Genomic DNA, 14,810 nt, shown 5'->3' with positions numbered 1-14,810 from the left:
CTTCCCTATGATTTTCATCATCGCCCATTTGTATTTGTTCAGCCTTGTGTGCCTTTAAGCGGCCACTGGAAAATCCAGTATGCTGGTTGCAACCGTGAAATAGATGATCACACCGACTGCATCAGCAATCGTGGTCACTAATGGCGCACTGGCCGATGCAGGATCAAACTTAAGTTTGCTCAGAACAAAAGGTAACGACATACCTATCACTGAGCCAACCACCACCACAATTTGCATCGTTAAAGCAACCACCAGAGCAATTTCAGGACCACCTCGCCACCAACCGAGTAATGAAACCGCCACCGCCATCGTTATTCCTAATAGGCCTGCGATAAACAGTTCTTTAGCCAACATTTTTGCCCAATCTTTGCCGATCACTTCCCCTGTAGCGATGGCGCGCACCATCAAGGTTGCCGATTGCGCCCCCGCATTCCCACTACTTCCGATCAATAGCGGCAAAAAGAATACCAGTGCTACATAGGCTTGGATGGTATCTTCAAAATAGGCAATACCGGCACCAGAGAACAGGTTACCAAACACCAATAATACTAGCCAAAATACCCGTTTTCGGTACATTAACCCAACAGAGGCTTCTTTTAAGTTACCCGCAAAATCCACAGCGGCCGATTTATGAATATGGCGATCGGCTTCTTCTTCTGCCACGTCCATCGCATCATCATAAGTCACAATACCGACCATTCGATTTTGATGATCTAACACGGGCAGTGCTAATAAGTCATATTTACTGATCGCTTGTGCTGCCACATTTTGAGCCTCATCTACTCGAACAAAGATCAACACTTGTGTCATGATCTCAGCAACCGTTGCACTTGGTTCAGACACCACAAGATCGCGCAATGATACTGTCCCTTGTAAACGCTGCTGCGTATCCACAACGTAAGCCAAATAGATGGTTTCCCGCTCTCTGGCAATACTGCGCAGCTGACGTATCGCTTCTTCAACCGTATGGTGTGCTTCTAAGGTGGCGAAATCGGATGTCATCACCGCACCCACACAATCTTCAGGATAGGAAACTAAACGTTCAATATCTAAACGTTCTTCACTGTCCATTTGATCCAAAACTTCGCTTTGAAATTCAGGTTCCAATTGAGTCAGTAGGTCAGCACGTTCATCATGTGGCATCAACTCGGTCAGTTGTGCAACCTCTTGTGCATCTAACTGTTCAGCCAGTTTTTCTTGCCATCCTAAAGAAAAGTAACCAAATAAAGCAGCCTGCTTTTCTAAAGGCAATAAGAGTAATAACTGACACACTTCTTTACTGGTGAGTTTTTGTTGGGTTAATAATTGAGTGAAGGCTTCGGCGCAATCCGCTAGCGGATATTGCTGAATAAACTGCTGCATCTCTTCTTGATTTTGGCTGATATGCAGCGCCATCAAAGCTTGGGTCATGATAGTAATGGGCATCGAAATTTCCTCGTACGATTAGTTCCAAAAATGAACAAACCGTTTCCAGCCTGATGATGGCTCCCCTTTAGGAGCATGAAGCTCAGCTTGACGATGAATAATGGCACGGGCTGATGGTAAGTCTAACATTCCAACGACACGATGTCGGCTATCAAGCACAGGCAATACTGGCCAACGACTTTGGCGTAACTGTAATGCTGCGGGATAATCTTCATTTAATGCAAAACTGTAATGATGCTTTCCCTGGCATAAGGACGCGACAGGCTCTGATGGCTCAGCAAACAGTAAGCTTTCCATCGAGACAAGGCCTTGATATTCACTCTGACTATTAATTAATACAACAACATGTAGTGTTGCTGAAAACAGTGGACAGTCTTTCAACATGGCGATGACTTCACCAACCGTTAAGTCAATACTTACCCCAAAAAACTCACGTTTGATGTGACTTTGTACTGCATGCTGCACAGGTTTGCGTGCTTTTTTAACCTCAGAAATACGGTTAATACGAAATGTTGTCATCTTTGTTTCTCCTGAGTTGAGCTCAGGACAAAGAAACCAATGGTCAAACAAACTAAGCTTGGATCTGCTTGTATTCTTGTTATGACCACGACGTGTCGGCTCAAAATAATGAGCATCAGTCATAGGTTACGCATGACACTAATGGCCTTGATGCGCAAAGTATTAACGTATGGAATTAACGATGGAAGGAAAAGAAGTGTTCGCTTTGCCAAGGTTTTTTTTCACCTGACACAAGCTAAAAAGTTAGCGGCAGGTTAGCAAGAAACCATTGGTATTTTCGAACCATCGAAAAGACCATACTGTGATATTCGACTACTCGACGAGTCCATAGGTTTCTGTTGTACCTCAAAAAATTAACGGGAATCGGTAGATTAGTAAAAAGGTGAGCGTTGAAAAAATCAAACAAAACAACCTACCGCGTTTAAGCGAGCGAAATGGTATTGCTCAACTGATTGAAAGTCAACCTAGTATTGAGTTGCCCACCCATTTTTTACACCTTGTTGACACAATAAAATCATGCTCGCTCACAAGGGGTTATTACTGGCCAAATTGCTGTCCACAACTAGTGAAGCTTATCTAGGTTGACACCGATGTCTTCACCTAACCATCGTACTTGTGACTCACTATGGTCATAAACATCATTCCCAGAAACAGGGTGAATCAATACACTGAGTTCACCACGAGCTTTATCTAACCAATCAATAAAAGCGGACTGCTGATCGGAAAAATGAATTTCAAACATCGGTTTACGATGAGGACCAACTAACCGAGGGACTAATGAAAATAGGCGAAGGATCTGCTCCGATTACTCAGTTAAAATTTTTTTCTGCAATGCTTGGGCTTGATGTTGTTCGGACAAGTCAAAATAGACATGAGCGTGATACATGATTCTCTCCTTTCTCTGTTTTCATCATTATACCCTGCTATCCCCATGCCCCCATCCTCCGTTTTTTGTTCAACTTGATTGAAGTTTTTGAATGATCTATCAGGCAAATGGATAACACGCTCACATTTGCTCACTCTTTTTGTGTTAAACATCACGCCACCATACATAACCCTAATGAATGCGTTAACAAAAAACTTACAAATAGCCTACTATGTTTAAGCAAAACACACATAACACGGATTAACAGGGATACATCTATGCAGTCATTTGTTGATTTTATTAATGGAATAATTTGGAGCCCGGCCTTGGTATATTTATGCCTTGGTGCGGGCTTATTTTATTCTGTGCTTACACGCTTTGTTCAAATTCGCCACTTTTTTGAAATGTGGCGGCTTCTGCTTTCGGGAAAAAGCTCATCCAAGGGGATCTCCTCCTTCCAAGCGCTCGCCGTTTCATTATCAGGGCGAGTGGGTACAGGTAACATTGCAGGGGTAGCTGCCGCCATCGGTTTTGGTGGCCCAGGTGCTGTATTTTGGATGTGGATGGTCGCCTTCTTTGGCGCAGCCACCGCTTATGCAGAATCCACATTGGCACAGATTTATAAAGAGGAAGATGAGGGTGAATTTCGTGGTGGACCCGCTTATTACATAGAAAAAGCCACGGGACAAAAATGGTATGCATGGCTATTTGCTATATCAACCATTTTTGCCTGTGGCTTATTGCTGCCCGGTGTTCAGTCCAACAGTATCGGTAATGCTGTAGAGGCCGCTTTTGGTTCAGGCCCGATGATTGAAACTACGATGGGGACATTCAGTTTTGCAAAAATTCTCACGGGCACTCTTCTTTCCGTCATGATGGCTTTTATTATCTTTGGTGGCGTGAAACGCATTGCGCACTTTACTCAAGTGGTAGTGCCCTTTATGGCTCTCGCTTACATCATCATTGCCTTTGTGATTATCTTACTTAATCTTGATGAAGTACCGCGCATCTTTATGATGATTATTTCGGATGCGTTTACCCCCATGGCTGGCTTTGGTGCCGCGATTGGTTGGGGAGTAAAGCGTGGAGTTTATTCAAATGAAGCAGGTCAAGGAACAGGACCTCATGCGGCGGCGGCAGCCAATGTAGAACACCCGGTGCAACAAGGTTTAGTCCAGTCTTTCTCTATTTATATCGATACATTATTAGTCTGCTCAGCTACCGCGTTTATGATTTTAATAACCGGAGCCTATAATGTGCAAGGGGGCGATGGCATGATGCTGATACAAAACCTTCCGATGGAAGTGGCGGCCAATAGTCCAGAATTTACTCAATTTGCCATCGAAACCGCTCTGCCCGGGATCGGTAAGCCTTTTGTGGCTTTCGCCCTGTTTTTCTTTGCCTTTACCACCATCTTAGCCTACTACTACATAGCCGAAACCAATGTTGCCTATATTCGCCGCACATTGAGAGTTGAAGGGCTGATGTTTATTCTAAAGTTGGCTATTATCACGGTGGTTTTTTACGGCACAGTCAAAACCGCTAACCTTGCTTGGGCCTTTGGTGATATCGGGGTAGGATTGATGGCTTGGCTCAATATTATTGGGATTTTAATAATTTTTTTCTTAGCTAAACCAACCATGATTGCTTTGAAAGATTATGAAGCGCAGCAAAAACAAGGGGTTGATGAGTATATTTTTAACCCCGTTCAGCTCGGGATTAAAAATGCAACTTATTGGGAAGAAAGATATAAACGAAAAATAAGCTCATCTCAAGATATAACATAACTCGAAATGACCACCGCCAAAGGCGGTGGTTTGATGTATCTAAAAAGAAAAGAGATATTAAGCGGCGACTTCCTGAGCCACAGGTGCGACCACTTTTTTCTTCGCGCCAATAGGTAACACAGTACGACCATATTCATTATTGATCACCTGTGCCATAGCAAAGTAGATCGCACTTGCACCACAAAAAATGCCTTCAAAACCAGCAATCATGCCAATCAATTCACTGCCCGTAAAATCACGAAGAGCCAGCAAAGCAAAAAGAAGGGTTAAAGAACCAAACACCACTTGCTTTGCCACTGGGTAGCAAAGTGAACCAATAAACATAAAGCCAGTAAAGATTCCCCACAGAGCTAAATACCATCCCATAAAGTTGGCTGGGCTAGCAGGTAACCCCATGTATGGCATGACGATCAGCCCAACTAATGTTAACCAAAATAATCCATAAGAGGTAAAAGCGGTGGTACCAAAAGTGTCACCTCGTTTAAAACACATGATGCCAACAATGACTTGGCTTAAACCACCATAAAAAATCCCCATGGCTAAAATCATTGAATCGATCGGAAAGAATCCTGCATTATGGATATTAAGCAGAATGGTCGTCATACCGAACCCCATCAAACCTAACGGTGCTGGGTTGGCTAATTGAGTAGACATTCAAGTTACCTTACAAAATGTTAATAAAAAGACGCGCGGATTCTATTGAACAAGTAGTGAAAAAGGAAAAATCATTACTGGAAACTTAGATTCCAAAAATAACAGTCAAATTGTATAGGATAACGAGCAAGAAAACAGAAGAAGTTTTCGCCCTATTCCTCAAACAAACGATAAAAAAATAGGGCGAACGAGGTAAATTGATAGCTTAGGATTGAACAGCTACCCAAGGATCACCTTGAGTGGGCAAGTTTCCCTGAGACCACCATTTCGCCTGATAGACAATCCCCTGATAAGCGACTTTATCGCCACCATAGTACACTTTGCTTATATCCCAAGCTTCTACACCATCAATAGGCGGCTCCCCCGGCTGCTCAGGCTCGGTTGGCGTTAACGACTCAACCACGCGAATCTTCGGCCAACTTGCGTGCGATTGGTATAAATTTGTTACGCACTTTTCATAATCCCCTTCCACTAATGCGGAATAAGCCGTCTGAAATCCCACTAAATTACATTCAAATGAGTACCCTCCCGGACGGTCAGGATAATAACTCCAGTTACCATCCCAGTTAGTATACAGAACGTCGGTCGCACCATTGAGGTTTAAACTGCCATAAGGCATTTGTTGCCAACAAGTGTTTTGTTCATCCGCTTCAATCGGAATTTGATAATGTTCAGCTAAGCCTTCCCAATAACGAATACGGTTCACAGGTTGGCCTTTATCTTTATTCTGCTCACCACATTCGATTCCACCATTAATGACATTGATGGTCGTCCCAAATCCATAGCCGATGCCCGCATCCAGTTCCCGTTGTGAGGGAACCCAAGTGCGATCAATAACATGTAACATTGCAGGCTTAGGCGCTTGTGGTGTCAAAAAAAACCAAATAGCAGAGGCTAAATTGAGCCAAGAGTCAGCAACCAACCCCGGGTTATTGAGCAATACTGTCGCATCTCCCTCAAACATAACCTCAGAAAAGGCACCATAATTAAAGTGATATGAAAGTTGTTTAGCCCCACGCCCAAAATAACCTTGTCCATCACCGCAAGGCCATTTACGATTTTGCCAATCATTTTGTCCACACCCTGTGGTATAACCCAGTTGACCTTCTGACCACCCCATTTCTCGCACATGCACCAGTGCTTGCTGCCACTCCTCAAGCCCAAGTGGATTATCGGAAGTGTTTTCTTTCGCAATGTGTCCTCCTGTTTCTTGTGCAAAATGCGCAAAGGCAGTCACAATCGATTTTTTACAAATCGCATCGGCATCTCGCCCATCGCTATAATCACCACAAAAAGCAGGGAATTTTCCTATTGCTCGTAAAATGCGAGTATAGGTATATTCAGGAGCCGCCATATGAGTGAGGAAATCCCATTCGTGTTCAGGAAAAACCCGCTCAACCCGTTTGACGTTATCCGGGTTTGACGCTAATCCCGGTTCAATCGCTTCAACAATGAGGTTAGATGTAGTTCTCAAAGCTTGAGCCCAAACCTCATACATCGGGTTCGCTGTTTTCGCTTTCTCTACTGCTTGCAGTTCTGCCCTTGATACCACATAACCAGAACTGTCTTGAGGGTCGACTTGAATCGTCATTGCTGCATGAACAGGGAGAGCAAACACAAGGCTCATCCCACTAATGATGATGTTACGTTTAAACATGGAAAAGTCCTTTCTTACAAGCTAAATAGCTCCGTGAGCATAGGCTTCTCTATTTATAAATCGGCTTGAAAAACGTAAATTTGCGACTCATTCCTGAATGTTCTCCATACATCCCTTCCTATACACTCATGATCTGCGGATCAAATCATTCTTAACCGGCAGGCTATAAAAAAACTCAGGGGATACCGGAGGTTTTTGATTAAAGAAATGGAAAACAATACCTAACATGACTCATTGAGGATCCATTCAATTGTTATGATATTAATGATGGCCAGCATAACTCAATAATCGTTCCGCCCTCTTCACTGATACGGCAAGTCGCATTCCCTTGATGCGCATGTGCAATTGCCGAAACTACTGCTAGCCCTAACCCACTACCACTATGAGGAATCTCTTTTGTTCGATGAAACGCCTTAAAGACATTAGGAATAAGCTCCGGTGATATTCCCGGCCCATCATCTTCTACACTCAGATAGTAAAAGCCACCATGAAACCTTGTTTTTACTCTCACAGAACCAGACACTGCATATTTACTTACATTGTCTAATATGGCGAGTAAAGCTTGCCTAATTCTAATCGGGTCACATAAAACAAGCGGCGTCTGTAGATCCAGCACAATATGCTGTCCCGCCGCTTGGAGCATATTCTCGGCAAAATCAGCCACCGACTTGATTTCCGTCGATAAATCCACCGCCTTCATACTGATATTGAGTTCACCGCTCTCCATAAGGCTAACAACTCGTAAATCTTCGATTAAACGAGATAGCCCATCAATTTGTGCTAACAGTTTTACAAACTGTGCTTCATCTGGGGTAAAAACCCCCTCCGCTAACCCTTGTAGTCGACCGCGCAATATCGTAACAGGCGTTCTTAATTCATGCGCAATCGCAGCATTCCAAAAAGCTTGCTCTTCCGTCATTCGCTGTAATTTTTCAGCTAAAAGATTGAAATCATCAGCCAATAATGCCGCTTCACCTAATGAACGATCCCCCACAGTGGCTCGCACATTCAGATCGCCTTTGGCGATTTGACGTATCCCTTCTGCAACTGAATTTAAAGGCTCTAAAATACGTCGAGATAACTTAATGGCAACACTGACCGACAGCAAAGTCACCACAACAAAGGTTAATATAATCCAAACCCATTCCGGGGCTGAAGGAGTCAGGTAATTATCACTGGGCATATCATTGGGCCAATACTTATCCCAAAGATAGTAAAAAACAAAGGAGCCTAAAATAACGAGTAATGCTGTCCCTATGGCTATTTTCATCATTGATAAGGCAATCTGACGACTCAAACCCGCTAATTTCATTATTCTCCCCTAAATCGATAACCCACTCCACGAACACCAGCGGGAATGCCATGAATACCAACCGCCTCTAATTTTTTTCGAATTTTACTAATATGGCTATCAACAGTTCGTTCTAGTGCATCCCCTTCGGGTAAACATGCCTCTAATAACTCTCCTCGACTAAATACACGACGAGGAGAACGAATAAAATGAGTCAATAGCTTAAATTCCGTTAAAGTCAAAGAGAGTAAATGGCGCTCTCCGGCTACATCTATCCATATTTCATGACTTTCTAAGTCAACGTCGAAAGGCTCTACTCGTAAGATATGTTTATTATTTCGTTGGCTACTTTCCAATGTTCGTCTAAGAACGGCTTGAACTCTCGCAACCACTTCCGCTGGGTTGAACGGTTTAATGACGTAATCATCGGCACCAATTCTGAGAGCCATGACTTTATCGATATCTTGATCCATGGCGGTCAGCATGATGACGGGCGTATTACTTTTCTGGCGTAGCTCAGACAACACTTTCCATCCATCCATTTTGGGCATGTGAATATCAAGCAATATCAGATCGGGTTTCATTGATGAATGAAGCTCAAGCGTTCTTAATCCATCAGAAGCGTGTACCGTTTTCATACCACTACGAATTAAATAAGCAGACAAGATATCGGCAATTTCTAATTCATCCTCTGCGATCAAAATCAGTGCCTGATGGTTTCCCTCTTGGCATGAGTCCGAACTCAATCTCTGCTCTTCAATGCACAAATCTTTCATCTCCATCAAATCTCCACATTGGCTCAGCGGAACCTCCACATTCGGGCGTTAGACTTCATTTAACTCTACAGCGGTCAACCCGTTTTTATTACAAAAAGGATAACTCAGTGAAGGCAATAAATATATGTGTATATAGCGGCTTACATATATTGGTTCTTTTCTTTTTAGTGGGCTGTACACCACCGAATACAGATAAAAAAAACCATTCACTTTCCCCTGAACCTTTTGTATCAACAATGGTAATAAAGCCAAAACATTTAAATGTATTTGAAGAACTTCCAGGAAGAGTCATGGCGGTGCGTATAGCCGAGATTCGCCCACAAGTTGGTGGCATTGTCCAACAGCGATTCTTCAAGCAAGGCTCGAAAGTGAACGCTGGTCAACCCTTATTCCAAATTGACCCCGCACCTTTCAAAGCTGACGTTGATACCGCACGCGCCCATTTACAAAAAACGCAAGTGACCTTAAAACGCTATTTAGACAAGGAAGCTCGATTAAAACTGCTGGTAAAGTCTGATTCGATTAGTCACCAAGAATATGAAGATGTCGTTTCACTGCGCGATCAAGCTGCTGCGGAAGTCGCCCAAGCCCAAGCGACGCTTGCACGTCGTTTGCTTGATTTAAAATTTGCTAAAGTAGAAGCGCCCATATCAGGGCTTATAGAGCAAAGTCTCGTCACAGAAGGGGCGCTAGTCAGTAGCACTGATAGCACGCCAATGGCACGAATCCAACAAATTGACCAAGTTTTTGTAGATGTCCGCCAACCAGCGGCATCATTAGACACTTTACGCGAAACGCTATCGACCCATACCAATAATGCTAACGAGGCTAAAATCGACATTTTACGCAGTAATGGCGAGCCTTACTCTGTTAAAGGAACAATGCTCTTCTCTGGCATCAATGTAGATCCAAGCACTGGCGATGTTTTATTACGCCTCTTAGTGGATAACACACCACATGTATTGCTACCGGGCATGTTCGTAAAAGCACGAATACTTCACTCAAGCTACCCCCATGCCTTGACAGTACCACAGCAAGCGATCGTTCGCCTCGCTGGGCACCCTCATCTTTGGACGATTGATCCCGATAACCGCGCTCATTTGCAACCCGTAAATCTAGGGGCGCTGATAGATGGTCACTATCACATCAAATCCGGCATAACCCCGGGTGAAAAGATTGTGGTTGAAGGAAAAGAAAGGCTGCAAAACGGCGTCACCGTTCACCAACGCAAATGGAAAGAGTCTGAGGCTCTTTTCACATCCAACACCAAGTGATTCAGATTAGAGAGCCCTTTTATGTCTCAGTTTTTCATACAACGTCCGGTTTTTGCGTGGGTGATTGCACTCTTCATTATCTTATTTGGATGTATTTCTATTTCTAAATTACCCATATCTCGCTACCCATCCGTTGCCCCACCTACCGTCAATATCATGGCAACATACCCGGGAGCCAGCCCGAAAGCGATAAACGATGGCGTTCTTAGTTTAATCGAGGGTGAATTATCTAACGTAAAAAACTTGATGTATTTCGAATCATCGGCAGACACATCGGGTTCTGCCTCTATTACAGCAACGTTTAAACCGGGCACAAATCCCGATATGGCACAAGTTGATATTCAAAACCAACTCAAAGCTATTGAGTCACGTTTACCACAAGCAGTACGTCAAAATGGCTTAACGGTTGAGTCTGCCACATCAAATTTTCTAATGATTATCGGATTAAAGTCCGACGATCATCGCTTTGATGAAATCACACTCAACGACTATATGGCTCGTCACGTGGTCGAGGAACTACGCCGCATTGAGGGGGTTGGTCGCGTGCAATCATTTGGTTCAGAGAAAGCCATGAGGATCTGGGTTGATCCTAGCAAATTAAATGCGCTAGGCTTCACGATGAATGACATAACCATGGCGATTACTCAGCAAAATGTTTCAATTGCTCCCGGAAGTGTCGGTGCTGCGCCCACGGTATCCGGTCAACGAGTGACCGTACCATTAACCGTACAGGGTCAGTTAACAAGCGCTGAACAATTTTCCAATATCATTCTTCGTGCCAACACTAACGGGGCAAAAGTGGTATTAGGGGATGTGGCACGAGTGGAGATCGGCTCTCAATCCTACGGTTTTTTAAATCGAGAAAATGGTAAAACAGCCACAGCGGCAGCAATACAACTCGCGCCAGGCGCGAATGCGATAAGAACCGCTGAAACGATACAAAAACGTTTGGGAGAATTGACTCAAAGCCTCCCCGAGGGAATGAGCTACTCGATCCCATTCAATACCGCTCCCTTTGTTAAAGTTTCAATCAGCAAAGTTATCCATACCTTAATTGAGGCCATGATACTCGTCTTTTTTGTCATGTTTCTCTTTCTGCAAAATATTCGCTATACACTCATCCCTGCCATCGTTGCGCCAATTGCGCTGCTGGGGACATTTACCATCATGTTGATCACGGGCTTTTCAATAAACGTATTAACCATGTTCGGCATGGTATTAGCGATTGGTATCATCGTTGATGATGCTATTGTGGTGGTAGAAAATGTCGAACGCTTGATGTCGGAAAAGGGCTTATCCCCAGAAGAAGCGACATCAAAAGCCATGAAAGAGATTACTGGTGCAATCATTGGTATTACTCTCGTACTCACAGCTGTGTTTATCCCGATGGCATTTTCTAGCGACTCAGTAGGTATTATCTATAAGCAATTTACCCTCTCTATGGCGGTATCCATTCTGTTCTCGGCCTTTTTGGCCTTAACATTAACGCCAGCGTTGTGTGCCACCTTGCTCAAGCCAGCTAAGGTTCTTCATCACGAAAAAAACGGATTCTTTAAATGGTTTAATCGATGTTTTACTCACATGAACAACCGATACGAAGTTCACGTGAATACGTTAGTGAAGCGTAAAGGGCGAATGATGCTGATCTTTGTTATTCTATGCGCAATATTGGTATTTGCATTTCAACAATTACCTTCCTCTTTTCTCCCTGAAGAGGATCAAGGATATTTTATGACAAATATCCAGCTCCCTGCCGATGCCACCACCGAGCGTACATTAGATGTAGTTCAAAAATTTGAACAGCACATACTCTCACGCCCTTCTATTGAATCAACAATGACGATCATAGGCTTTGGTTTTTCGGGTTCCGGCACAAACACAGCACAAAGCTTTACGACTTTGCGAAATGGGGAAACACGAAATGAAACCTCAACTCGCCAAGAGTTAGCGCTTGCTGAAAAGGCAATGGCGGATGTGCGTGAAGGAACGGTCATGCATATGTTGCCTCCCGCTATTGATGAGTTGGGAACCAGTTCGGACATAACTTTCTTCTTACAAGATCGTGGCAATCAAGGGTATAGCGCACTCAAAGCAGCCGAAGAAAAAATATTGATGTTGGCTGAAAAAAGTCCGCACTTTACCGATGTTTACTCTGATGGGCTTCCTTCAGGATCAAGTATTCATTTAGATATTGATCGTCAAAAAGCAGAAGCACTTGGCGTTTCATTTACAAGTATTAGCGAAACGCTCTCAACCGCCTTAGGGTCGTTATATGTCAACGATTTCCCCAATGCTGGCAGAATGCAACAAGTGATCATACAAGCAGATGCGCCAGCACGAATGCAACTTGATGATATTCTTCATCTTTACGTTCGTAATCTCAGCGGTGGTATGGTGCCTTTGTCTGAGTTTGTAACACCGACTTGGGACGAAACGCCTCCTCAATTCATTCGTTTTCAAGGCTACCCAGCCTTACGAATATCTGGCACGGTAGCCTCTGGGAGCTCCAGTGGAACAGCGATGCTAGACATTGAGCATATCGCTAACCAACTCCCCTCTGGGTTTACGATTGCTTGGACAGGGCAATCATTGCAAGAACGTCAATCTGCCGAACAAGCACCGATGCTGATGGCGCTATCAATGTTAGTGGTCTTTTTGGTTTTGGCTGCACTCTATGAGAGCTGGGCAATTCCTTTATCAGTAATGTTGGTGGTTCCGCTGGGTTTGCTTGGTGCGGTGGTAGCCGTAATGCTGCGTGACTTACCCAATGATGTCTTTTTCAAAGTAGGCATGATCACAGTCATAGGGCTCTCAGCCAAGAATGCAATTCTGATCGTAGAGTTCGCCAAACAATTGAGAGAGCAAGGTAACGGAATCGTTCAATCAGCCATCAATGCCGCAAAATTGCGATTACGACCCATATTAATGACATCACTTGCCTTTGGTTTGGGCGTCGTTCCTTTGATGCTCGCAAACGGTGCGAGTGCAGAAACACAACATGCCATTGGCACCGGTGTCTTTGGGGGAATGGTGAGTGCTACCGTACTTGCTATCTACTTTGTACCTATTTTTTTCGTATGTGTAACAAGCTTTCAAGAGCGTATCGCTACTTGGCGGTATTCAACGAAAAAATAACAAAAATGGCGGACAAAAGCTTAACGCTATCGATTTATTCATTGCTTATCGCCGTTTCTTTTTAATGTGCTATCGGATGTTGAAATAGCAAAATTTAGGAACAGATTGGTATAAATTTCACATCAGGCGATAAATATTATGTTTTCAAGATGGTAGAGAAACTGAACCTCATATATTCCACTTCGTACACACCATATTAGCCAAAGAGAACCTTAACGATGAAAAAATTAAATATAGCCCTCGCACAAGTTAAACAAGATGATTTAGCTGAATTCAAAATGAAATTGCAAGACACCTTTACGTCTGCTTTAGTGAAAGAATGGGGGCAATCTCATAGTAAACCCATCCCATCTGATGAAGATATCTGGAAGTCATTTAATGAACAAGGAGCCATTGTCAATCATATCTTATTGGATAACAAACAAGTCGGTGGTGTTGTACTCAATATTAATGATAAAACACAATGCAATCGTCTCGAATTGTTTTTTATTCTCCCAGAGAATCATAACCATGGTTTAGGACAAGCCACATGGAAAGCTATCGAAGCTGCATATCCAGAGACAAAAATATGGAGTACCGCTACCCCCTATTTTGAAAAAAGAAATATTCACTTCTATGTAAATAAGTGTGGCTTTCACATCGTCGAGTTTTATAACCAATATCACCCAGACACCAATACTCTAGAGCATCCAACAAACAGTGAAGTACCCATTTCAAGCGAAGAAAGTTTTTTCAGGTTTGAGAAAGTAATGACGCCATAAAAAAAGCCAGTCAGCAAAACTGACTGGCTTTTCATTTAAATATTTATTAATCGGAAAAACTATCGATTATTAAATTATTCCCACTCGAAGATCAATAAGATGAAAATATATCTACATAACAGCCAGTTAGAAAGCTAGCTTTTCTCGATACCATCATCTATACCATGCGCAGAATTTTTTTGATTTTTTGCGGCTCGTCGACGTTTTAGTTCGGCTTTGACCCAAGCAGAGGATTCTGCCATATCACGACGAAGATCTTGTTTCTCTTCAGCAGTGAGCACTCGCGGGCACGATGCAACTCTATCCATCCTATATCTCCAACTTGTCGCTGTACATTTTAGATAGCGTATCAAAACATGAGTTACCAGCAAAAAACCTTGGGGATATTTTTAGATTGTTTTTCATACACATCTTGAAAGCCATCAATACTGCCCAAAGATTATACAACGAGGAAGAACCTCATTAAATAAAAAGATCAAATCATGGGTTTGAAGCCAGGACCAAAACCAATAGCCAAGTCGACTGGTAAGCCAGATCAGCGTCGACGTGACAACAAGAAAACGCCAGGAAACACTCCAAGACTAAAGCCGAGTAAATCCTCGACCAAGTAACCCCCTACTAGTGCCGAGTCAGAGTATGTTGTACTTACACTTGTTGTAAACCTAT

At 43.2% G+C, this 14,810-nt stretch carries 11 protein-coding genes and 1 pseudogene; 4 read left to right on the top strand and 8 right to left on the bottom strand.

What is annotated here, in order from left to right; all coding sequences use genetic code 11:
- Positions 1–54: 54 nt before the first annotated feature.
- The 3 genes and pseudogenes from mgtE to EXA13_RS07200 all read right to left on the bottom strand — a co-directional run bounded on the left by mgtE (position 55) and on the right by EXA13_RS07200 (position 2,830).
- Positions 55–1,425 carry a magnesium transporter gene (gene mgtE, locus EXA13_RS07210; RefSeq protein ID WP_238132571.1) on the bottom strand — a complete coding sequence of 457 codons (1,371 nt, stop codon included), beginning with the start codon at positions 1,423–1,425 and terminating at the stop codon, positions 55–57.
- Positions 1,426–1,443: 18 nt separating this feature from the next.
- Positions 1,444–1,944, bottom strand: a complete 501-nt coding sequence (locus EXA13_RS07205; protein ID WP_238132570.1) for a hypothetical protein — start codon at positions 1,942–1,944, stop codon at positions 1,444–1,446.
- Positions 1,945–2,506: 562 nt separating this feature from the next.
- A pseudogene (locus EXA13_RS07200) lies at positions 2,507–2,830 on the bottom strand (DOPA 4,5-dioxygenase family protein).
- 257 nt (positions 2,831–3,087) lie between these two features.
- On the opposite strand from EXA13_RS07200, the gene EXA13_RS07195 reads away from it, so the two are divergent.
- Entirely contained in the window at positions 3,088–4,596 is a 1,509-nt protein-coding gene (locus EXA13_RS07195; protein ID WP_238132569.1) for an alanine/glycine:cation symporter family protein, read from the top strand.
- Between the two features lie 57 nt (positions 4,597–4,653).
- Here EXA13_RS07195 and EXA13_RS07190 read toward each other — a convergent pair whose 3' ends face one another.
- The 4 genes from EXA13_RS07190 to EXA13_RS07175 all read right to left on the bottom strand — a co-directional run bounded on the left by EXA13_RS07190 (position 4,654) and on the right by EXA13_RS07175 (position 8,980).
- On the bottom strand, positions 4,654–5,250 hold the full coding sequence (locus EXA13_RS07190; RefSeq protein WP_238132568.1) for an acetate uptake transporter: 597 nt from the start codon (positions 5,248–5,250) through the stop codon (positions 4,654–4,656).
- Positions 5,251–5,455: 205 nt separating this feature from the next.
- Positions 5,456–6,907: a chitinase gene (locus EXA13_RS07185; RefSeq protein ID WP_430794473.1), complete on the bottom strand. Its 1,452-nt coding sequence runs from the start codon at positions 6,905–6,907 to the stop codon at positions 5,456–5,458.
- Between the two features lie 253 nt (positions 6,908–7,160).
- Positions 7,161–8,219, bottom strand: coding sequence for an ATP-binding protein (locus EXA13_RS07180; RefSeq protein WP_238132567.1), 1,059 nt, complete (start codon positions 8,217–8,219; stop codon positions 7,161–7,163).
- Positions 8,219–8,980 carry a response regulator gene (locus tag EXA13_RS07175; protein ID WP_238132566.1) on the bottom strand — a complete coding sequence of 254 codons (762 nt, stop codon included), beginning with the start codon at positions 8,978–8,980 and terminating at the stop codon, positions 8,219–8,221. Before EXA13_RS07175 ends, EXA13_RS07180 begins: the two co-directional genes overlap by 1 nt.
- Positions 8,981–9,081: 101 nt before the next feature.
- Here EXA13_RS07175 and EXA13_RS07170 point away from each other — a divergent pair, with 101 nt between their 5' ends.
- From EXA13_RS07170 to EXA13_RS07160, 3 genes are all read left to right on the top strand, one after another.
- A complete protein-coding gene (locus EXA13_RS07170) occupies positions 9,082–10,248 on the top strand; it encodes an efflux RND transporter periplasmic adaptor subunit (protein WP_346346946.1) in 1,167 nt (388 codons plus the stop codon).
- Positions 10,249–10,269: 21 nt separating this feature from the next.
- Complete coding sequence (locus EXA13_RS07165) at positions 10,270–13,383, top strand: efflux RND transporter permease subunit (RefSeq protein ID WP_238132565.1); 3,114 nt, start codon at positions 10,270–10,272, stop codon at positions 13,381–13,383.
- A gap of 218 nt (positions 13,384–13,601) precedes the next feature.
- Positions 13,602–14,144: a GNAT family N-acetyltransferase gene (locus tag EXA13_RS07160; RefSeq protein ID WP_238132564.1), complete on the top strand. Its 543-nt coding sequence runs from the start codon at positions 13,602–13,604 to the stop codon at positions 14,142–14,144.
- A gap of 134 nt (positions 14,145–14,278) precedes the next feature.
- Here the strand turns inward: EXA13_RS07160 and EXA13_RS07155 are convergent, their stop codons facing one another.
- The gene (locus tag EXA13_RS07155) at positions 14,279–14,452 is read right to left on the bottom strand and encodes a hypothetical protein (RefSeq protein WP_238132563.1); all 174 of its coding nucleotides are present in this window, start codon (positions 14,450–14,452) and stop codon (positions 14,279–14,281) included.
- Positions 14,453–14,810: the final 358 nt, after the last annotated feature.

The sequence above is a fragment of the Vibrio cincinnatiensis genome, assembly GCF_022113815.1.
Lineage (GTDB): Bacteria > Pseudomonadota > Gammaproteobacteria > Enterobacterales > Vibrionaceae > Vibrio > Vibrio cincinnatiensis_A.
The sequence above is the reverse complement of the archived record's forward strand: the minus strand, read 5'-3'. Positions and strand labels throughout refer to the sequence as shown.

What these genes read in the sequence shown, in the direction of transcription:
- EXA13_RS07195 (WP_238132569.1), top strand. Translation starts at nt 3,088, where the DNA reads ATGCAGTCATTTGTTGATTTTATTAATGGAATAATTTGGAGCCCGGCC.
- mgtE (WP_238132571.1), bottom strand. Translation starts at nt 1,425, where the DNA reads ATGCCCATTACTATCATGACCCAAGCTTTGATGGCGCTGCATATCAGC.
- EXA13_RS07165 (WP_238132565.1), top strand. Translation starts at nt 10,270, where the DNA reads ATGTCTCAGTTTTTCATACAACGTCCGGTTTTTGCGTGGGTGATTGCA.
- EXA13_RS07175 (WP_238132566.1), bottom strand. Translation starts at nt 8,980, where the DNA reads ATGGAGATGAAAGATTTGTGCATTGAAGAGCAGAGATTGAGTTCGGAC.
- EXA13_RS07155 (WP_238132563.1), bottom strand. Translation starts at nt 14,452, where the DNA reads ATGGATAGAGTTGCATCGTGCCCGCGAGTGCTCACTGCTGAAGAGAAA.
- EXA13_RS07185 (WP_430794473.1), bottom strand. Translation starts at nt 6,907, where the DNA reads ATGTTTAAACGTAACATCATCATTAGTGGGATGAGCCTTGTGTTTGCT.
- EXA13_RS07180 (WP_238132567.1), bottom strand. Translation starts at nt 8,219, where the DNA reads ATGAAATTAGCGGGTTTGAGTCGTCAGATTGCCTTATCAATGATGAAA.
- EXA13_RS07160 (WP_238132564.1), top strand. Translation starts at nt 13,602, where the DNA reads ATGAAAAAATTAAATATAGCCCTCGCACAAGTTAAACAAGATGATTTA.
- EXA13_RS07205 (WP_238132570.1), bottom strand. Translation starts at nt 1,944, where the DNA reads ATGACAACATTTCGTATTAACCGTATTTCTGAGGTTAAAAAAGCACGC.
- EXA13_RS07190 (WP_238132568.1), bottom strand. Translation starts at nt 5,250, where the DNA reads ATGTCTACTCAATTAGCCAACCCAGCACCGTTAGGTTTGATGGGGTTC.